Below are 20,391 nucleotides of genomic sequence, written 5' to 3' on the forward strand. Positions count from 1 at the left end.
GATCGTAGCTACACTAGTAACCACAAAAGGCAATCCCAAACCATTTTTAATCGGCGCTATCCGGTGATGCCGTGTGCCGTTAAGGCTTCGCAGTGGGTCAGGCGTTGTACTTCTCCACAGGTGTTGCGTTTTGTTGCCCCTACCGTTGCGTTGTTGGTCATTTTAGCGTGGCCGTAATGGCGTTATACACTGATTCAGTTAAACAGTTTTCGTGCCCGCTCTCTTGTCAATGCACGTTATAACTAGACTTTTCTTGAGGGAGCGACGTCACCCCATCTTCAGTAGCACCCGGGTTTAGAGTCAGAAGTTACTTTATCGTGTTTTACCGCCAGTTGCTCGGCAGAGGCTGAAGGGTGCAGCCCACCAAGACTCTTCTCCGGGCTTGCCGCTGGCATGGTGCTTGTCGGCATAGCCTGTGGCTTTGATCTGCTCTACTGCTTTGCCATCGTGAAGCCACCAATACGTATAGCATTGTCATTTATTGTTGCCCGATACATTTCCAGCAACCATCATGTATGAAACTGAGGTTTCAGGATAAATAATGCCCCCGACAGCCAAAGAACGTTCTTTTCTAACTCGTGTGCGTAGCGCTCTCCCCACTCTCCATCCTGCCGAACGTCGGCTGGGTGAGTTTGTTTGTGACTTCCCGGGTGAATTAGCCAGCTACGATGCCCAGGAGCTTGCTAAGTTTGCCAACGTCTCTAAAGCGACTGTGTCACGTTTTGTGCGGCGGCTGGGCTACGAAAGCTATGAGGCCGCTCGAAAACATGTACGAGAAGAGCAAAGCACCGGCTCTAGGTTATTTCTTCCTTCATCTGACAGCCGTATTGAAGAGCAATCGCTCACCAGCAATTTGGAGCTGGGTAAAGCCAATCTAGACCGAACATTCGCCACGATCACCCAGGCAGAAATCGACAGCGTCGCTCAAACGATCCTCAGCGCTCGTAAAACGTGGGTCATCGGCTTTCGCGCCAGCCACCCTTTTGCAGACTACCTGCGTTGGCAATTAACCCAAGTGATCGAACACGTCATCAGCTTGCCCGGTGGTGGCGAAACATTGGGCGAGCAATTGGTCAATTTCACCCCAGATGATTGTGTGATTCTATTTGGCCTGCGCCGCCGCGTGGCGCTGACTGAACAACTGCTTGCGCATGCCAAAGAGTGCGGTACTAAGCTGCTTTATATTACCGATGAAGGAGTGGACGCAGAACCTAGTGCCACTTGGCACTTCCGCTGCCATACCCTCGCCACTGGGCCATTATTTAACCACACTGCCGTAATGGCGCTGTGCCATTTGCTTGTGATGCGCACCATTGAATTATCAGGCGATGCCTCCCGGTCTCGACTGCGCCGCATTGAAACTCTGAATGATCGCTTTGAAGAGCTTTAACGTTACGGAAAAGGTGCTCACAAGCACCTAGATAGCGCATAGCACTCCCTTCTTGCACTCTCTGTGTGCACATTCGTAACACCTTCACATACTTTTTTATGCACAGTACATCAGGTAGTTAATTGATTTTAATATGAAACCATAGTTTCTTGAATTTAGTGGCATGAAATATGGATCTACTTTTATAGCATGGCACGACATACAGCCATCCAAATTCATCAGTGCTACACCGCAGCCAAGCCATAAGACCGCCCAATAGGAAACTAATCATGTTAAAACGCACCGCACTCATTGCCGCCATTTCAACCGCCTTATTACTACCTGTCGCCCATGCAGAAACACTTTCGCTGAGAGTGCTAGGACAGCCTGCAGGCTCTGGGTTGATCGCGCAAAATAAAGAGCAGCCTTTCTTTGAAGCGCTTGCCGAACATAGCGGCCTGGATGTGTCTGTTCAGTATATTCCAGTTGATGTTGCCGGCATCCCCGACACGGATGGCCTGCGCGTACTGAACTCAGGGCTATTCGACATTGTTTCGTTGCGCGGGCCACAGGTGAGTCGTGACGAACCATCCATCCTGGGTCTCGATTTGATTGGCCTCAATACCAGCTTTGAAGCCGGACGTAATAACGTAGAAGCATTTTACGATTATGTAGATTCGCGCCTACAGGAGCGCTTTAACGCCAAACTTTTAGGCGTCTGGCCTGCAGGCCCCCAGGTAATTTTCTGCAGTGAAGACATCACCGGTCTAGACGATCTACGCGGCTTACGAGTGCGTGTGGGCGACCAAAGCGCAGCTAACTTTATTGGCGAACTTGGCGCGACCGGCATCTCCATGCCCTTTGGCGATGTGCAACAAGCGCTTTCCCGCGGTGTTGTAGACTGTGCGATTACTGGCCCTGCCTCTGCTAACTCCGGTGGCTGGCCTGAAGCAGCAAGCACGGTGCTGCCCATTGCACTGCAACTCGCCATCAATGGCTATGCCATCAACATGAACACCTGGAATCGCTTATCTGCTGAGCAACAGACCCAGCTTGAAGAGGCTATCGCCAAGCTAAGCGACGATGTTTGGCAATATTCTGAAGAGCTGTATGAAGACGCTATGCGCTGCAACGCGGGCGAATCACCCTGTGAGTTTGGAACCTCATACTCACTTAGCGAAGTACCTGTATCAGACGCTGATTTAGCAACCGTCACGGCGGCTGTCGAAGAAGTCTCGCTACCTCTCTGGGCTCGACAGTGCAACGCAGTAGCTGCTGATTGCGAAGCCGCTTGGCGTGACACCGTTGGCGCTCAGTTAGGCCTATAAGGTAATAGGAGAGGAATATGACCACTTACTCTCGCATTCTTGGGGTCATTTTTGGCAGTATGATGTTATTGCTTGCGCTATTGATCACCCTCGAAACTCTCATCCGTAAGTTCTTCTCGCTGTCACTAGGCGGTGTCGATGAACTGGGTGGCTACGCCATAGCCATTGCTGCACCGCTAGCATTCTGTGTTGCGATGGTTGAGCAATCGCATATTCGCATTAACTTGTTGCACATGCGCCTCCCCACTGCCACTCAGGCGGTTCTCAATGCACTGGCAGCCCTTTCACTAGGGCTGTTGGCAGCATTTTTACTCTATTTCACCGTGCAGACCGTGCTGGATACCCAGCTGTATCGCTCCATTGCGCAAACGCCTTGGGCGACGCCACTGATCTATCCTCAGTCCGTTTGGTTAATCGCCATGACAGCCTTTAGCGTGGCGGCGGCATTGCTCTCAGTTAAAGCGCTATTACTGCTCTTAAAACGTGACTGGAAAACGCTAAACCGCCAATTCGGCCCAAGCTCAGCAACCGATGAGTTAGAGGCAGAACTGGCCGACCTTGAACAGCGTGAAGGAGGTAAGCTATGAGCATCCCCTTGATTATAGGCGCATTTTTAGCCATGCTCGCGCTGATGCTGCTAAGCTTGCCAGTTGCTGTTTCCATTTTGTTTGTGGGGGTGCTGGGCGGCTATTTTATGTATGGCATGCCCCTTGTGGACATGATGGGCGGCGTCGTTTGGAGTAGTTTAAATAGCCCCTCCATGCTTGCGATACCCTTGTTTATGCTGCTTGGAGAGTTGTTACTGCGAGGTGGTATCGCGGACCGCATGTATGCCGCATTGGCCGTTTGGTTTAACAAACTTCCTGGCGGCTTACTGCATACCAACATTGCCACTTGCACACTTTTCTCGGCGACCTCTGGTTCATCCGTGGCGACCGCTGCCACCGTGGGCACCATTGCACTTCCTGCGTTGCATCAATACCGCTACCCAATACGCCCTTCACTCGGCTCTTTAGCCGCTGGCGGCACGCTCGGCATTCTGATTCCCCCTAGCATTAACCTGCTGGTATATGGGCAATTGGCCAATACCTCAGTTAGCCAGCTGTTTGCGGCAGGTCTAGTCCCAGGGGTGACTCTGGCACTGCTGTTCTCCGTATACTTGTTTATTGCCCACGGCAAGGCAGGCAACGCATCACTGGTAGAAGTTGACGTTTCGCTACAAGAGAAACTCTCACTTTCCAAGCACCTTATTCCTCCGGTGGTCATTTTTGGCGTGGTGATGGGAAGTATCTATGGCGGCCTAGCGACCCCTACAGAGTCAGCCGCCATTGGTGTGGTCATCGCGTTAGGGTTTATCATTGGCGGCGGCAAAATGAGTATTGATCTACTCATTCACTGCTCTCTCCAAGCAGCTAAAACCTCGGGCATGGTGATCATCGTGCTGATGTGTGCGCTGCTACTTAATGTCACCATCTCGATGTTGGGCGTTACCCAAGCGCTGACTCAATGGGTTGCATCTTTTGGGCTTAGCGCTGTCGGCCTGTTGCTCGTACTGCTGGTGTTCTACGTGATCCTTGGCACCTTTATGGATGCCATGTCGATGCTGGTGCTCACCGTACCCATTACCGTACCGATGGTGATGGCTGTGGGCATTGACCCTATCTGGTTTGGCATTTTTATCGTCTTAATGTGCGAGATTGCTCTTATTACACCCCCCGTCGGCATGAACCTCTTTGTGGTTCAAGGCGTTCGTAAAGATGGCGGCAGCTTTAATGACGTTATCTGGGGATCAATGCCCTTTGTTGCCATTATGGCGCTGTTTACGCTCGCTATTATGATATGGCCCAGCATCGTCATGTGGCTTCCTGACCTACTGGCGGGGCGCTAATGAACACTCAAACAACCTCGCCAGAAAACACAGCGCGTATATTAATTATTAACCCCAATACGAACGGCAATGTCACCCACAGTATCCGCCAACTAATCTCCAGCATCACCCCCGCGGGCACCATCACGAAAGTGACCAGCCCAGCTCACGGACCCTACGCTATCGAAAGCGAACAGCACAAAAAGGAGGCGACCCAGCACGTGCTGACATTGATTGAACAGCACAATACGGAGAGTTTTGATGGATACATCATGGCCTGCTTTGATGATATTGCTATTTCAGAAGCACGAGCGATCACCCAAGCCCCAGTCATCAGTTTGGCAGAAGCGGGCATGCGTTCCGCAGCGGCCAGCGGGAATCTGTTTACCGTAATCACGACGTTTGAAGAGGCCGTGCCCACCATTAAGAAGCTTAGCACCGCCTATGGGTTGAGCAAACGCTGCCATGTGGTTGCCACAGGCATTGGTGTTTCTGACACTGCCGCGCAAACTAAGCAAGCCGAAGCTCGGCTACACGAGGCGATTCAAGAGGCAATCCGACTAAAATCCACCGCCGTTGTATTGGGCTCAGGCGCATTTGCAGGGCGTGCAACGGCACTGCAAAAACGATACGGCATTAAAATTAGCGATGGTTTCGCTGAAGCGTTAGATTACACGCTTAACAATCTACAACTCCAAAAGCGCGCCTAATATTGGTTGCCCGCGACACTAGCGGGCATTCTTAAGCACTCTATGCCAGGCAACTTCAAGGCAGGGCGTCTAATGTTAATACCCATACTCATTTCCAGCAGATTGAACTTCCTCCCTGTTCCAGCACGCGAGCAGTACCTATTGCATCCTCTAGCAAGAGTGGACAGCGATTTCTATCTGACTTAGCCGCAGAAACTGAGTGCAACACCTGAGCATTCCGCTAAGGTGTTTCCCATGTCATACATTGAACTTAGCCTTGAAGAACGTGCCAGTATACAAGTGAGTCAAGCCCACAGGATGAGACTAAGGCATATCGCTCGACTCCTGGAGCGAGACGGATTTTTTCTTCGGCCTCATCACTTTCATCGGTATTAAGCCATATATAATAAATTAAATTAGGATTTTTTAGTTAATAAGCTTAGGGCAAGCTGTGCCCGATACATACATTCCTTTGTTGGTCTTCAAATACTGGTATGGCGTCAAGGTTATCAAAAGCACCTGTTAAGCAGTTGCCTGTTTTGCTATCAAATACTGCGCCATGGGCACTGCATAGTAAACGGTTTTTGTCTGATGAAATGATACTGTTTGAGCGGTAGTTCAGCGGTAAATGCTGGTGGGGGCAGGCATTAACGTAGCAATAAATATCACCATCTATGCGCGTTACAATGACAGGGAAGGGTTCATCATTACTTATGATTTCTAAGCAGCGTGTAGTGCCTTCTTCTATATGGTTAGAAGGGCAAACAGTAGCCCCCGCTTGGGGGGCATTCGCATAGTTACGCCAAGCGTCGTACACAGTGGCTCCTTTTTGGCATCGCTAATATTGTTATTCAGCGTTACTGCTATTCAGCAGCACCTTGCAATACGCCTCGGTTGATTTGATCCTCTTCGATGGATTCGAAGAGTGCTTTAAAATTGCCTTCTCCAAAACCGTCATCGCCTTTACGCTGAATAAACTCGAAGAAGATCGGGCCAATCACCGTTTTTGAGAAAATTTGTAGCAAAATTCGGGTTTCGCCACCGCCCACCACGCCTTCGCCATCAATCAAAATGCCGCGGTTACGCAGTTTATCAAGAGGCTCCTGGTGGTCTTTGACGCGCTCAAGCGATTTTTCGTAATAAATGCTCGGCGGGCCAGGCATAAATTCAAGTCCCTCCGTCGCAATTAAGTCAGTGCCGGTATAGATATCGTCGGTTGCAATGGCGATATGCTGAATGCCTTCGCCATTATATTCGCGTAAGTACTCTTCAATTTGGCTGTGATCGTCGGCACTCTCGTTAATGGGAATACGGATTTTGCCATCGGGAGAGGTTAAAGCGCGGCTTGTTAGGCCAGTGACTTTACCAGTGATATCGAAGTAGCGTATTTCGCGGAAGTTAAAGGTGTCATGGTAAAACTTATACCATGTGTCCATATTGCCGCGAATAACGTTATGAGTGAGGTGGTCAAGATAGTAAAAGCCAAAGCCTTTAGGCTTAGGATCTTCCTCATCTAGCCACTCAAACTCATTTGAGTAACAGCTGCCTTTCTCACCATACGTATCAATAAAGTAAAGCAGCGAGCCGCCAATGCCAATAACTGCCGGTGCATCAATGGATTTACTGCCGGTGAACTCTTCAGCCCCTAAATCAACGGCACGTTTCAGCGCATGCTGAGCATCAACAACACGCCAAGCCATGGCCGGTGCACAAGGGCCGTGCGCCTCAATAAACGCTGATGCATGGGAATCAGGCTCACTATTAAGCAGATAGTTAATATCACCCTGACGGTAAACGGTAATCGATTTGTCACGGTGTTTAGCGACAGGAACGAAACCCATTTGCCTAAATAGGCTGTCTAGTTTTTCGGGCTCTGGGTGGGCGAACTCAACAAATTCAAAGCCATCCGTACCCGCTGGGTTGGCATCGCTTATGGTGACTTTAGGGGCGTCATGAGGAAAAGGACCCATCGCTGTTTCTCCTATTATTGTCTTGTAGATTAACAAGCTCAGTATAGGGAAGAGACGGTGCAATTAGGTTGCAAACTCACTTAAGATGCCGCCAAATAGCGCACAACTTGTGCGTAGCAGGAGGTTTTTGTGCACGGAATTTCTTTGGATCGTTACGATCTTGCAATTTTATCAGCGTTGCAAAAAAATTCAGCCCTTACCAACGCAGAACTGGGTGAGCGCGTCAGCCTTTCCTCTTCTCAATGTTCCCGACGCAAAGCGCGCTTAGAAGCTGAAGGGGTAATTAAGGGGTATTCGGCTAGGCTTGATGCCAACAGTCTTGGATTTGGCTTACGTGCGATCACTCGGGTTAATCTCAAAGCACATGGTGAAAGCATGGATGATGATTTTGTCGCGTTACTGACAAAGCATGCCATGGTGCGTGAGGCTTACTCTGTGTCGGGAGATGCAGACTATGTATTGCACGTTATTGCCAAAGATCTCACCGAGTTTTCAGACTTTATTCATCACCATTTATTGCCTCATCCTAATGTCACCCAGGTTCGTTCTGAAATCATACTGCGCAGTATGAAAGAGGAGCAGGGGCTGCCGGTGAGTGGTAGCTAGGTGCTTTCCGACATCGTCAATTTTAGGCAAGCCTCTAAGTAACTGATTTTTACGCCGTGAGAGTTCTATGCGTCTTAAATTTTACTGTCAGAATCGCATCGGTATTCTTCGCGATATAGTGGCCCAGTTTGCCGATTACCGAATTAATGTCGCCCGGGGCGAGGTTGGCGGGGAGCAGGGCAATACCATCTATTTACATGTCCCGAAGTTGCTTAATGCGCAGTTGAGTACGCTTAAGCCGGTGCTGGAAGCTATCCCTGGGGTGTTTGGCGTTAAGCGCGCGAGCTTGATGCCCAGCGAGCGCCGCCATTTGGAATTAGATGCGCTACTGTCTTCGCTTTCTGATCCTGTTATGTCGATAGATATGCAGGGGCGGATTGTGGCGGCCAACCGCATCGCTGTGCAGGTATTGGGAGTGCGTGTTCAAGAAGTTCCAGGACTCTCGCTGGATCGTTACCTTGACGAAGTCGATCTTCCCGAGGTGATTCGCCGCAATAACTCACGCATCAATGGGCTACGGATCAAGCTGAAAGGCGACACCTATCTTGCCGATATTGCGCCACTGCACACCGAAGACACCAAGGTAGATTCATTAGCCGGGGCGGTGGTGACGTTGCACCGTGCCGACCGTATTGGTGCACGGATTTATCAGGTACAACGCCAGGAACTGCGTGGCTTTGAAGCTATCTTTCAGTCGAGTTCGCGATTGGAAGAGGTGATCAACGAGGCGCGACGTATGGCACCGCTAGATGCACCGCTGCTGATTGTAGGGGAAACGGGCACTGGTAAAGAGCTGGTGGCTCGTGCCTGTCATTTAGCAAGCCCCCGCGGGCAAGCGCCGTTTGTGGTGCTTAACTGTGCCGGGCTTCCCGAATCAATGGCTGAGACAGAGCTTTTCGGTTATGCACCCGGTGCCTTTGAAGGCGCTCGGCTAGAAGGAAAGCTTGGCCTTCTGGAGCTTAATGAAGGTGGCACCGTCTTTCTGGATGAAGTCGGGGAAATGAGCCCGCGCCTGCAGACAAAATTGTTGCGTTTTCTTCAGGATGGCGGTTTTCGGCGTGTAGGTAGCGACGAAGAAACCTTTCTGGATGTCCGAGTGATCTGTGCCACGCAACAGAACCTGCCACAACTGTGCAACGAAGGGCTGTTTCGGCTGGACCTTTATCATCGGCTCAATGTGCTTTCGCTGCAGATGCCTCCGTTACGCGAGTGCTTGGACGGCATTGAAGAGTTAGCGGCCTATGTGCTTGATCGTGCAGCACGTCAGATAGGCTGCCCTTTGCCTGAGCTTTCGCCTGCGGCGTTGGAAAAAATCACCCGCTACGACTGGCCGGGAAATGTGCGTCAGTTGGAAAATGTACTGTTCCAAGCGGTGTCGCTATGTGAAGAGAAAGCCATTCAGCCGGTGCATTTGCGTCTACCTCAAAGTGACGTATCGCCTGAGCTGGCGGGCATACCCCTAGAGGGAAGCTTGAGCGGCATGTTAGGAGCAGTAGAGAAAAATATCTTAAGTACGCTGTATCAGCAGTACCCCTCCAGCCGTCAGCTAGGCAAGCGGTTGGGGGTTTCCCATACCACCATTGCCAATAAACTCAGGCGTTATGGCATTGGTGCTCAAGACGACACCTGAGGCGGTACTTGAAACAACGCATAAGAAAATTTTTAACAATTCCTTTTGGCAGGAAAATTAGCTGTCACGATTTATTTACAGATCGTCAGGAAAGTACCACCACGGGACCCTATTCTTCGGCATTTTCTTCTAGCTGTAACGTTTGGTTTACAGTTAAGCCCTGCTTACGTGAGTAGCGCCTCACTTAATTTGATTTCACCCCATTCCTGCTCTCTGGCTATGCCCATAGACTCTTTATTGATAGCTCTTTATGACTAATTGACCGCAGTTGGTTGGCTTTTATAGGCCGCTAGTCGCTCTTAAGTAGCTGTTTTAGCTGTCCATAATTAATAGCCTAAAAACAATATAAATTGATAAGGTTTCCCCAATGACAACGACAAATACGCCTCCCAAAACGCTGTGGCTGGGCCGCTGGGGGTTTGTACTCGCAGCCACTGGTTCTGCCGTGGGCCTGGGTAATATCTGGAAGTTTCCTTACATCACCGGCGAGTTTGGCGGTGGCGCTTTTGTGCTGGTCTATCTGGCCTGCATATTGGCGGTAGGTGTGCCTATCATGATGGCTGAAATTAGTTTTGGCCGCCGTGGCAGGGGCAGCCCGATTGATGCTATCCGCCGAGTGGTACACGAGTCGGGACGTGGCAGTTTCTGGTCAATCTTCGGTTGGATGGCCATGCTGTGTGGTTTCATGATTCTGTCGTTCTACGTTGTTGTTGCTGGCTGGTCATTTTCCTATCTATGGAAAATGCTAAGCGGCGGACTGGCGGGCAACAGCGTCGATGACATGGCGGCAATTTTCGCCGCTAATAATGCCAACCCTTTCACGCTAGGCGCTTGGAGTACGCTGGTGACGGTGTTGACCATGCTCATCGTGGGCAAGGGCGTACAAGCAGGCATTGAAAAGAGTGTCAGCTGGATGATGCCGGGCATGGTTATCATGCTGGGCATACTGATTGGCTACGGTGCTTTCTCTGGTGGCTTTGCTGATGCTTGGTCGTTTCTGTTTTCTTTCAATACTGAAGGGCTAAGCAGTGAAGGACTCTTAGCGGCGCTGGGTCATGCCTTCTTTACCTTGTCGCTGGCCTCCGGTGCGATACTGACGTACGGCTCTTACCTGCCAGAAGGTCACTCTATTGCGCGCACGACGTTCAGTGTGGCCATTGCTGATACCGTTGTCGCGCTGATGGCTGGCTTGGCTATCTTCCCGATTATTTTCGCTAACGGAATGAATCCCGGCCAAGGGCCAGGGTTGATCTTTATGAGCTTGCCCTTGGCTTTCCAGGCAATGCCGTTTGGTACGCTGTTTGGTGTGTTGTTCTTTGTAATGCTGTCGATGGCTGCGCTTACGTCGTCAATTTCGATGATCGAAGCGACCGTGGCTTGGCTCGTTGCAAGCAAAGGGATGACGCGTAAACGGGCATCCTGGGGTGTGGGCATTGTGCTCTGGCTGGTGAGCACCTTGGCAATGCTGTCGTTCAATATGGGTGCGGATTGGACGGTGGCAGGCCGTAACTTCTTCGACTGGTTGGATTACCTGACCTCTCGCTGGATGATGCCGCTAGGCGGTTTGGGTATGGCGCTGATGGCAGGCTTCCTGCTGCGCAATGAAATTTTCAGGCAAGAGCTTGGCCTTACCCGCACTCAGCATATGCTGTGGCTGTTTATGGTGCGTTATGTCAGTCCGTTAGGCATCGTGCTAATTTTCATTGATGCGCTGGGCCTCGCGACCCTCCAGGTCGGTACTCAGTGGCCATGGTTGTTGGCACTGCTAGTGCTAATTACTGTGGTGGGAGAACTGGCTAGCCCACGACTGCGTCACCAAGCTTCCTGAAACCATTGCTGAAAAGGCTAAGGTAAAAAAAGCGCTCTCATCAGCCGATGGGAGCGCTTTGCGTTAGCGTGCTGCTAAGGCGTCAAAGGCGTTTGCATTGGGGCATAGGTGACGGCACTCCTCTAGCTCGGCATGGGCTCGCATTGCTTTCCAGCAATCGCCAACGACGGCACAGGCGTTGCAGGTATCACGCAGTGCAACATAGTCAGCATGATTAGCTAGGCCGCTCTCTTCCAGGCTTTTCACCTGAAGACCAAAGCGCTGCATCATTACGGGCATCAAGGTGCTGGCTGGGCTGAAATGCGCAGGCTGGTCGGTTGCCAGCTGCCTTGCTAGTTCTCGCTCGAAGTGAGGTTCTAGCGGTCTTTCTAAATCATTGATAAGCGCATCATAGCTAGCGCCTGCTTGCTGTTTTACGTTGCGGGCGAGCGTTGCGGTTGACGTTGCATAGCAGCGCTCAGTTAGGCGTTCCCACCAAGAGGTGGTCTCTGTTTTTTTAGCAGTAGCCATGATGATTCTCCCTCCGGTGTTGTTGACGATAACGCCAGTATCAACCGCTAAGCGCAGAATTATCTTGACGCGGATCAATTTGGTTTCAAGTGAAACAAATATAGAGGCGGTATTGCTTGTCGTTAAGCGGCGATGACAGGGTTAATAACGCGCTACCCTGAAGCTTTACAAAGCGCGACCAAGCCAGCCTTTGACGCGATACCTAGTTTGGCATAGGCACGCTTGCGGTAGGTTTCTGTGGTTGAAAAAGCGATGTCGAGTTTGGCCGCCGCTGTTTTGAGTGTGTGGCCACGCAGCAAATAGAGACACAGCTGACGCTCGCGATCAGTTAACGGGGCCAGCGCAGCGGCTTCGCGAGCACTAAGCTGTTCGGGTCTGGCGGGGGCGTTGCTGTAATGGCGGCGAAGTAAACTGGTCAACAGCGGCGCTATGCTATTCAAGCAATCCAGGTTAGCTGGGGTGAAGGGGCCTCTCTGTGGGCCGCGATAGAGATTGAGATAATAAGCCCCTTCTTTTGCAGCAATGTTGAGCGATACTTTGTCGATCAGGTCTGGAAACGCAAATAAGTGACTACGATATGCTGGTGACATCGCTTCCACCTGCATGGTGGTCAACGCGTCGCTAGAGCTCGGTTCTTGCTGGACTGCCAATTGGCTTAGTTGCAGGTAATTAGGGTCTTGTCGGAACAGGCCGCTCACGTAGAGGCGGGCTAAACGATCAGCCACTCGCGGAAGCTGATGATTAGAAGCCAGCAAACAGTCGATGTCGCCGTTCGTTGAACAGCCAAAAATCATACATTGCTCAATACCCACGGCTTGATGCAGTAACGCAAGCAGTTGGCTTTCGAAGTGGTCTCTTTCCACTGCCTCGATGCAGGCCGCAACGCTTGGCAGCAGATTTCCCCATTCGGTTAGCTGGGTGTTAGCCGTTTCGTTCACGTGTTTCCCGCCATCTCCTGATGAGTTAAAGCCGATAGGCCGTTATGTCCCGTTTTTTACGGGACAACCCCCTTAAAACCTTCAGTGTAGGCTATCGCTATACGGCCTATATACCTTTTCGTACAACACCCATTTTAAAAATAATAGCCACAGGAGAGTGTCATGCGACCAGCAGGCAGGGGTGAACTTGACTCGCTGTATTTCGATTATCCGCATTTCCCCTTTGTATGTCCCGGTGAATTAAAAGGTGAGAAAAAACAGCACCGGGTTGCCATTGTGGGGGCAGGCCCGGTGGGCGTTGCCGCCGCGTTGGAGCTCGCGCGTCAAGGTGTTGCGTCAGTACTGCTTGATAATAAAGTGACCTTGAATGATGGCTCCAGAGCCATCTGTCTCTCCCGCCATAGCTTGGAAATACTTCAGCAATTAGGTGTTGAGCAGCGCTTTATTAACAAAGCGCTTGGCTGGACATGTGGGCGCTCCTATTTCCATGATCAGGAAGTCTATCGCTTTGAGATGCCGCATTCAGAGCACGAGCGCTTTCTGCCAATGTACAACCTACAGCAGCAGTATATTGAGCAGTTTCTGGCCGACAAAGCGATGGAAAGCCCGTTAATCGAAATGCGCTGGCAGCAGGCCGTTAGCGATGCTACACAAAGTGATACCGGCATAACGCTGCGCGTTTCCACTCCGAAGGGGGAGTATCAGCTGGAGGCTGATTATCTGCTGGCGGCGGATGGTGGGCGCAGTAGCGTGCGCAAGTCGTTTAATCTGCCGCTGCACGGTGAGTCCTATGAAGGGCGCTATGTGATTGCTGATGTACGCATGGCGTCTGACTTTCCGACCGAGCGCAGGGCGTTTTTCAGCCCTTCCGTAATGCCTGAATCTACTCTGCTGGTGCATAAACAGCCTGATGGTATTTGGCGTATCGACTATCAACTGTTGCCAAATGAAGATCCCGAGCAGGCCGTTACCGAGAGCGCTATTCGTGAACGCGTTGGCATGATCATCGAGATGCTAGGCGAAGAGGATGAGTGGCAGCTTGAGTGGTGGAGCCTTTACAAAGCCTACACGCTGGCCCTGGACGATTATCGCCATGGCCGTGTGCTGTTTATTGGCGACAGTGCCCATTTAGTGCCCATTTTTGGGGTGCGTGGGCTGAATAATGGTCTGGCCGATGCGGTTAACGCTGCCTGGAAACTAGCCTGGGTACTGAACGACAAGGCTTCCGAGAAGCTATTAGATAGCTATAGTCCAGAACGACGCGGTGCCACACTAGAAGTCTTCGCGAATGCCGGTAAGAGCACCCGCTTTATGACCCCGCCCAGTCAAGGGTATCGATTGATGCGGGATGCCGCATTATCGTTGGCGCTACGTAACGACTACGCAAGCCTTTTTGCCGACCCTCGGCAAGTCACGCCTTACACCTATGCTGAAAGTCCGGTGACGGCAGAGGATGACACCCGTTTTAGCGCAGGTCCAATACCTGGCGCACCGCTAATCAATCGCCGATTAGGCGACAACAGCTTCTTGCTCGATCACTTGGGAACGGGGTTTAACCTGCTGGTGTTTAGTGAAGATGGTAGCTTCACGCCTGAGCTACAGGCCGCTTTAGCTGACCTTCAGAAACACTACAGTGGTTTGGTTGTGTTGGTAATTGCTCGCCATGCCAGCTCAGCGCCTTTCACCACCTTGATTGATCACCAGGGCGCCTGCTTTGATGGTTATGACGCCAGTTCTGGAAGCGCTTACTTAGTGCGGCCTGACCGTCATATCACCGCCCGCTGGAAAGTCCTGGAAGCGATTTCCCTTAACCGCGCCTTCAAGACAGCACTGGGAGAATAATGCGCATGACCGCGATATCGACACCCACCGTCTCTTCACAAGCCGCTTTACCGTTTGCCGACCTTGAACAGGTCTATGAACAGTTGGCTGTCACGCTGGATTCGGTACCTGAGGCACAGCACACGCTCTTGCTTGCCCAGCTGGCCCTGGCTCTTGCCCACCGAATTCCCGATATCGGTCAGGTAATGGAAGCGATTAATGAGGCGCGCGAGGGCATCCAAATGGATGAGGAGGGCAGTTAAAAGCAGGTGAATAGGGAGAGCGAAGAGGGGAAAGCACTTCCCCTCTGTCGTCTAGAGCGGCTCAGTTAGTGACTAACAACACTCGCTTCAATACTTTCTTCAGCTGCCGCATGGGATAACTGTTCATGAAAGAAGGCAAGTGCTGCTGGCGCGTCAACATTGCGGTTCTTTACTGACTCACTCCAGTCATTCTGCAAGTTGCTAGCAACGCCACGTAGGTAATTAATGTCTTGTTCCGATGCTTGGGTAAAGGTTGCGCCATTTTCTTCACCAAACTCAACGCCGCGCTGGTCGGAAACATCCATCATATAGCCAAACAAGCGTGAAAGCCGCTCGCCCGATACGCTTTCAATCGCCGCGCGGTCTTCGTCCGAGACTTGCTCCCAGAACATCGGGTTCATCACAATCGCAAAGCTGCCGCGGTAGAAACCGCCGTCTACGGTCAGGGTATGCGGGGCTACTTCAACCACGCGGAAGCTGCGTAAGCTTTCAAGCGTTAGCATCGCACCGTCAACAACACCTTGAGAGGCCGCTTCGTAGGTACCTGTGGGCGGAATGGAGACACCGGTTACCGACATTGCCTCGGCTAAGCCACTCATTACACCGCCGCCAACACGCAGTCGTTTGCCAGCAAGCTCATCAATTGAGCTTACTTGATCACGGGTAAATATTTGGCCTGGGCCATGCACGCCCATCGCCACCACATCAACGCCACGATGCTCATTGGCTTGCTGCAAATACTCTTGATGGGTATGCCAATATGCAGCAGAAGCATCTTCTGAAGAGAACTCCTCGAACGTGGGAAATTCAGGCAGTTGCGTTGCTAGAAAACGTCCCGCCATGTGGGCGTGAAAAATCCAGCTGGCATCCGCAATACCATCAGCAACGATCTCCATTTGTGCAGGAGGTGGCCCCATATCGTGCACCACTTCTACTGTCACACGGTCATCAGTGGCTTCTTCAATCCACGCCTTCCAGGTTGGCCAAACAATCGTATTCACACCGTGATTAGGCCCGCCCCAGGTGCTAACGGTGATGGTTGCCTGGGCAAAAGAAGACATGCTGAACGCCATACTTGAAAAAGCAATGGCGCCCATGAGTAAGCGAGTGGGTTGTTTCATGCTGAAACTCCAAAACGACGTTATTAACGTCTATGTTGTTATTGGTAACGCCTGACGCCGAGCATGTGGCGTCTTCTCGGGAGGCGTAAATCACATCGCTTACCTTGCCTTTAGATAGTTTCAGTGGCAACTAATTTTAAACAGTATAGTTTTATACTTAAGTCTTGTTTTTAGACTCTGGGTATTACCTATAAAGCTATCTGTGCTTGGCCGTCATGAATTCGCTCGTTTAGCTTTAGCGAATCGGGATAGCAGTCTCTTCTTTGATATTACGCAGCACGAAATTAGAGCTGACCTGGGAAATACCGTTCAAGGTGAAGAGTTTTTCATTTAGAAAGCGGTCGTAAGCCGCCATGTCTTCGATCACTACGCGCAGCACGAAATCGGCGTTGCCGGTGGTGGCATAGCACTGCAGCACTTCGGGATACTGCAAGATGCGCTGCTCAAACTCAACGGTATTGTCGATGTGGTGGCGAACCAGCGTCACCATGACCAATGCTGATAGTGGCTGGCCCACTAGGCTGGGCTCCACCAACGCAGCAAAACGGCGGATAACGCCACTCTCTTCCAATGCTTTTACCCGTCGCCAGCAGGCGGCGGGGGAAAGACCTATCTGTTCCGCGAGCTCATTATTGGTAATGCGTCCTTGCTGCTGTAGCAGGGTAAGAATGCGCTGATCATGCCTGTCTAAGGTGATTTCTTTGGTCGTTTCTTTCATAGAGCTATTTCATTTATTTGTGGTTTGTTGAATATCATTGCGTCAAAAATAAAAAAATGAAAGTAATGATTAATAATCAGGTTTTTGAAGAGTGAATTAGCAAGCACCTTTAGTGCGCTCTTGGCTAGACTCAAGCGTATTACAACCATAACTCTTCAACCGTACTGGTGAATGACCATGACCACCCCCTCAATGGCTGAGCAGACGGGCTCTATTACCCAACCGCTCGATATTGCACTTGATGACTATCAACTGGCCGACCGCTACAGCCGTGGTGAAGGCCGTATTTTTCTCACCGGCACCCAGGCGTTGGTACGTATCGCCTTACGCCAAGCGGAGCTTGATCGCCGCGATGACCGCCACACGGCAGGGCTTATCAGCGGCTACCGTGGCTCGCCTTTGGGCGGTGTGGACCAAGAGATCTGGCGGGCAACAGCCGCCATGGAAGCGCATCACATCGATTTCGTGCCTGCCATCAACGAAGATTTGGCTGCCACCATGATGCTCGGTTGCCAGCAGGTAGAGACGGATCCTGAGCGACAGGTCGATGGTGTCTTCGGCATGTGGTACGGCAAAGGGCCTGGGGTTGATCGCGCGGGCGACGCATTAAAGCACGGCAATGCTTACGGCAGTTCGCCGACTGGCGGCGTGCTGGTGGTCGCGGGTGATGACCATGGGTGTGTGTCGTCCTCCATGCCACACCAGTCGGATGTCGCCTTTATGGCGTGGTTTATGCCGGTGGTGAGCCCTGCGTCTTTGGCGGAGTATGAACGCTTTGGGCTATGGGGTTATGCACTGTCACGCTTCTCGGGTTGTTGGGTGGGGTTCAAAGCCGTGTCTGAAACCGTAGAGAGTGGTGCTTCAGTCGAGGTGCCTCCCTTGCCTGACTATATAACGCCGGAATTCGATACGCCGGAAGGCGGGCTGCACTATCGCTGGCCTGACCTGCCGGGGCCGCAGCTAGAGACCCGCATTGAGCACAAGCTGGCCGCCGTGCAGGCATTTGCTACGGCCAACCCGATTGATCAGTATTTATTTCGCCAAGAACAGGCGACCTTTGGGCTGGTGACAACGGGCAAGGGACACCTGGACTTGCTTGAGGCGCTGCGTTTGTTGGGGCTGGATGAAGCGAAGCTGCGTGAGTTAGGGGTAGAAATATACAAAGTCGGGATGGTGTGGCCGCTCCATCGTCCCGGCATTCTTGAGTTTATTCATGGCAAGCGTGAGGTGCTGGTCATTGAAGAGAAGCGCGGCATTATTGAAAGCCAGCTGAAAGAGTACATGTCGGAGCCCGATCACCCCGGTGAGGTCATCGTGACCGGCAAGCAGGATGAAACTGGCAAGCCGCTGATTCCTTATGTGGGAGAGCTAAGCCCGCGTCTCTTGGCAGGCTTCGTGGCAGAACGCCTAGCGCGTTTTTTCGAGATTGATTTTAGCGACAAGCTGGCAACGGTGGATGCGTGCCAAGCGGGCGTTAAGGAGCTCGGCGGTGTACGTCGCATGCCCTATTTCTGCTCCGGTTGCCCACACAACAGCTCGACCAAGGTGCCGGAAGGCAGTAAAGCCCTGGCGGGGATTGGTTGCCACTTTATGGCCTCGTGGATGGACCGCAGTACTGAATCGTTAATTCAGATGGGTGGCGAAGGCGTTAACTGGGTGGGCAAGAGCCGCTTTACGGGTAACGGTCATATTTTCCAGAACTTGGGCGAAGGCACCTGGTTTCACTCGGGCTCCATGGCAGTGCGCCAGGCCGTAGCTGCCAACGTTAATATTACCTATAAAATTCTGTTCAACGACGCGGTTGCCATGACGGGCGGCCAACCTGTGGACGGGCAAATCAACGTGCCCATGATTGCCCGACAATCTCTGGATGAAGGTGTTCGCCGGGTGATGGTGGTCAGTGACGAGCCGGAGAAGTACCGGGGGCATGAAAAGGAGTTTCCTAAGCAGGTAACCTTCCACGGGCGCGAAGAGATGGACACGCTACAGCGTGAACTGCGCGAAATTCCTGGCTGCACCGTGTTGATTTATGACCAGGCATGCGCGGCTGAAAAACGCCGTCGGCGCAAGCGTGGATTGATGGAAGACCCTGCCCGCCGCGTGTTTATCAACCACCATGTCTGTGAGGGCTGTGGTGATTGCTCCGTACAGTCCAACTGTTTATCGGTGGTGCCTCGCGAGACCGAACTAGGTCGCAAGCGCAAAATCGATCAGTCGTCCTGCAACAAGGATATGTCCTGCGTCAGCGGTTTTTGCCCCAGTTTTGTCACTGTTGAAGGTGGCGGGCTGCGTAAAGGGCAAGGTGTCACGGCAGATAATGCCTTTTGGAAACGTATATCGCATTTGCCTAACCCCTCCATTGCCCCTTTGGCAGCCCCTTATGACTTGCTGGTGGGTGGCGTTGGCGGCACGGGTGTGGTGACGGTCGGGCAGCTGATCACCATGGCAGCACACCTGGAAGGCAAGGGCAGCAGCGTGCTCGACTTTATGGGCTTTGCGCAAAAAGGCGGGGCGGTACTTAGCTATGTTCGCTTAGCTGCACAGCCCAACGAGCTGAATCAGGTGCGCATCGAAGCCGGTCAGGCCGATGCGATGATCGCTTGTGACATGGTGGTGGCTAGCTCCCAGAAAGCGCTGAACGTGCTGCAGCCGACCACGCGCATTGTGGCGAATTTAGCTGAGCTAGCCACGGCGGATTACGTTCTTTATCGCGATGCGGATATGCAGCCCAGCAAACGCCTTAACATGCTACGTGACGCGGTAGGCGAGGAGCGCTTTGCCTCGCTGGATGCCAATCGCCTGGCGGAACAGCTGCTAGGCGATACGGTGTTTTCCAATATGATGATGCTAGGGTTTGCTTGGCAGCAGGGACTGGTGCCGCTTTCTGAACCTGCGCTGCAGCGCGCCTTGGAGCTAAACGGCGTCGCCGTAGAAAAGAATCGTCAGGCATTTGCCTGGGGCCGCTTGGCAGCGGTAGAACCCGACTACCTCCAGCAGCACCTGGACACGATGCCGCTATCCGCGAATGCCACGCTGGACGAGGTGGTGGCGCGTAATAGTCGCCACCTGGAGCGCTATCAGAACCGTGCCTGGGCTGAGCGTTACGTTACTCAGGTGACCAAAGTGCGTGAAGCAGAAATAGCGCTAAAAGGCGGCCAGGCATTGAGTGAAGCTGTCGCCCATCAGCTCTATCGTTTGATGGCGTATAAAGATGAGTATGAAGTGGCGCGGCTTTATACCCAGAGCGATTTTCTGGATGAGGTCAAAGCGACGTTCTCGGGTGATTACCGGCTAACCTTCCATTTGGCACCGCCGCTACTGGGGGGGCGTAAAGATGCGCAAGGGCGTCCGGTGAAGCGTCGTTTCGGCCCCTGGGTACTGAAGGCAATGGGCGCTCTGGCAAAGATGCGCGGTTTGCGCAACACGGCGCTTGACCCTTTCCGCTTCAGCGCTGATCGTAAGCTCGACCGCGCCTTATTGGCGGACTACGAACAGCTTCTTGATGAGTTAGTGGCGCGTCTTGATGGCACGAATCACGCCACGGTCTTAGCGCTTGCTAAGCTGCCGGAAGAGATTCGTGGTTTCGGACCAGTCCGTGAAACTGCCGCTGAGAAAGCCAACGAGCGCCGCGAGACGTTGTTGAAGGAACTACGTGAAGGTCGCTCGAAGACCATCGCTGTCGAAGCCGCTTGAGGCAACTCAATAGAGGTAAAAAAGGCCACGCAATGCGTGG

General features: G+C 52.2%; 17 protein-coding genes. 11 read left to right on the forward strand and 6 right to left on the reverse strand.

Going from position 1 to position 20,391, the window contains the following annotated elements:
* The first annotated feature begins 541 nt into the window (after window positions 1-541).
* The 5 genes from LOS15_RS15535 (at window position 542) to LOS15_RS15555 (ending at window position 5,274) form a co-directional block, all read left to right on the forward strand.
* The gene (locus LOS15_RS15535; protein ID WP_263066914.1) at window positions 542-1,390 is read left to right on the forward strand and encodes a MurR/RpiR family transcriptional regulator; all 849 of its coding nucleotides are present in this window, start codon (window positions 542-544) and stop codon (window positions 1,388-1,390) included.
* 269 nt (window positions 1,391-1,659) lie between these two features.
* On the forward strand, window positions 1,660-2,697 hold the full coding sequence (locus LOS15_RS15540; protein ID WP_263066916.1) for a TRAP transporter substrate-binding protein: 1,038 nt from the start codon (window positions 1,660-1,662) through the stop codon (window positions 2,695-2,697).
* Between the two features lie 17 nt (window positions 2,698-2,714).
* Window positions 2,715-3,284, forward strand: coding sequence for a TRAP transporter small permease (locus LOS15_RS15545; RefSeq protein ID WP_263066917.1), 570 nt, complete (start codon window positions 2,715-2,717; stop codon window positions 3,282-3,284).
* On the forward strand, window positions 3,281-4,585 hold the full coding sequence (locus LOS15_RS15550) for a TRAP transporter large permease (protein ID WP_263066919.1): 1,305 nt from the start codon (window positions 3,281-3,283) through the stop codon (window positions 4,583-4,585). The genes LOS15_RS15545 and LOS15_RS15550 overlap by 4 nt, the downstream gene beginning before the upstream one ends.
* A complete protein-coding gene (locus LOS15_RS15555; protein WP_263066921.1) occupies window positions 4,585-5,274 on the forward strand; it encodes an aspartate/glutamate racemase family protein in 690 nt (229 codons plus the stop codon). Before LOS15_RS15550 ends, LOS15_RS15555 begins: the two co-directional genes overlap by 1 nt.
* A 418-nt stretch (window positions 5,275-5,692) precedes the next feature.
* Here LOS15_RS15555 and LOS15_RS15560 read toward each other — a convergent pair whose 3' ends face one another.
* Both LOS15_RS15560 and hppD read right to left on the reverse strand, forming a co-directional pair.
* A complete protein-coding gene (locus LOS15_RS15560; protein ID WP_263066922.1) occupies window positions 5,693-6,070 on the reverse strand; it encodes a Rieske (2Fe-2S) protein in 378 nt (125 codons plus the stop codon).
* A gap of 46 nt (window positions 6,071-6,116) precedes the next feature.
* Entirely contained in the window at window positions 6,117-7,223 is a 1,107-nt protein-coding gene (gene hppD / locus LOS15_RS15565; protein WP_263066924.1) for a 4-hydroxyphenylpyruvate dioxygenase, read from the reverse strand.
* Between the two features lie 129 nt (window positions 7,224-7,352).
* Here hppD and LOS15_RS15570 point away from each other — a divergent pair, with 129 nt between their 5' ends.
* The 3 genes from LOS15_RS15570 to LOS15_RS15580 all read left to right on the forward strand — a co-directional run bounded on the left by LOS15_RS15570 (window position 7,353) and on the right by LOS15_RS15580 (window position 11,287).
* Complete coding sequence (locus LOS15_RS15570) at window positions 7,353-7,829, forward strand: Lrp/AsnC family transcriptional regulator (RefSeq protein ID WP_263066926.1); 477 nt, start codon at window positions 7,353-7,355, stop codon at window positions 7,827-7,829.
* A gap of 67 nt (window positions 7,830-7,896) precedes the next feature.
* Window positions 7,897-9,459: a sigma-54-dependent transcriptional regulator gene (locus tag LOS15_RS15575; RefSeq protein WP_263066928.1), complete on the forward strand. Its 1,563-nt coding sequence runs from the start codon at window positions 7,897-7,899 to the stop codon at window positions 9,457-9,459.
* Between the two features lie 367 nt (window positions 9,460-9,826).
* Window positions 9,827-11,287 (forward strand): sodium-dependent transporter, encoded by a 1,461-nt coding sequence (locus tag LOS15_RS15580; protein WP_263066929.1) that lies wholly within the window; start codon window positions 9,827-9,829, stop codon window positions 11,285-11,287.
* A gap of 63 nt (window positions 11,288-11,350) precedes the next feature.
* Here LOS15_RS15580 and LOS15_RS15585 read toward each other — a convergent pair whose 3' ends face one another.
* Together LOS15_RS15585 and LOS15_RS15590 are read right to left on the reverse strand one after the other, a co-directional pair.
* Window positions 11,351-11,797, reverse strand: coding sequence for a DUF6455 family protein (locus LOS15_RS15585; RefSeq protein WP_263066930.1), 447 nt, complete (start codon window positions 11,795-11,797; stop codon window positions 11,351-11,353).
* 152 nt (window positions 11,798-11,949) lie between these two features.
* Entirely contained in the window at window positions 11,950-12,735 is a 786-nt protein-coding gene (locus tag LOS15_RS15590) for a helix-turn-helix transcriptional regulator (protein WP_263066931.1), read from the reverse strand.
* A 162-nt stretch (window positions 12,736-12,897) separates the two neighbouring features.
* Between LOS15_RS15590 and LOS15_RS15595 the strand changes: the two genes are divergently transcribed.
* Both LOS15_RS15595 and LOS15_RS15600 read left to right on the forward strand, forming a co-directional pair.
* Window positions 12,898-14,577 (forward strand): FAD-dependent monooxygenase, encoded by a 1,680-nt coding sequence (locus tag LOS15_RS15595; protein WP_263066932.1) that lies wholly within the window; start codon window positions 12,898-12,900, stop codon window positions 14,575-14,577.
* A 5-nt stretch (window positions 14,578-14,582) separates the two neighbouring features.
* Complete coding sequence (locus tag LOS15_RS15600; RefSeq protein WP_263066934.1) at window positions 14,583-14,819, forward strand: hypothetical protein; 237 nt, start codon at window positions 14,583-14,585, stop codon at window positions 14,817-14,819.
* Window positions 14,820-14,884: 65 nt separating this feature from the next.
* On the opposite strand, the gene LOS15_RS15605 is transcribed toward LOS15_RS15600, so the two are convergent.
* Together LOS15_RS15605 and LOS15_RS15610 are read right to left on the reverse strand one after the other, a co-directional pair.
* A complete protein-coding gene (locus tag LOS15_RS15605; protein WP_263066936.1) occupies window positions 14,885-15,940 on the reverse strand; it encodes a TRAP transporter substrate-binding protein in 1,056 nt (351 codons plus the stop codon).
* Window positions 15,941-16,175: 235 nt separating this feature from the next.
* Window positions 16,176-16,658, reverse strand: a complete 483-nt coding sequence (locus LOS15_RS15610; protein ID WP_263066937.1) for an Lrp/AsnC family transcriptional regulator — start codon at window positions 16,656-16,658, stop codon at window positions 16,176-16,178.
* A gap of 177 nt (window positions 16,659-16,835) precedes the next feature.
* On the opposite strand from LOS15_RS15610, the gene LOS15_RS15615 reads away from it, so the two are divergent.
* Window positions 16,836-20,351, forward strand: coding sequence for an indolepyruvate ferredoxin oxidoreductase family protein (locus LOS15_RS15615; RefSeq protein WP_263066938.1), 3,516 nt, complete (start codon window positions 16,836-16,838; stop codon window positions 20,349-20,351).
* Window positions 20,352-20,391: the final 40 nt, after the last annotated feature.

It is taken from the genome of Halomonas sp. 7T, from assembly GCF_025643255.1.
Classification (GTDB): Bacteria; Pseudomonadota; Gammaproteobacteria; order Pseudomonadales; family Halomonadaceae; genus Vreelandella.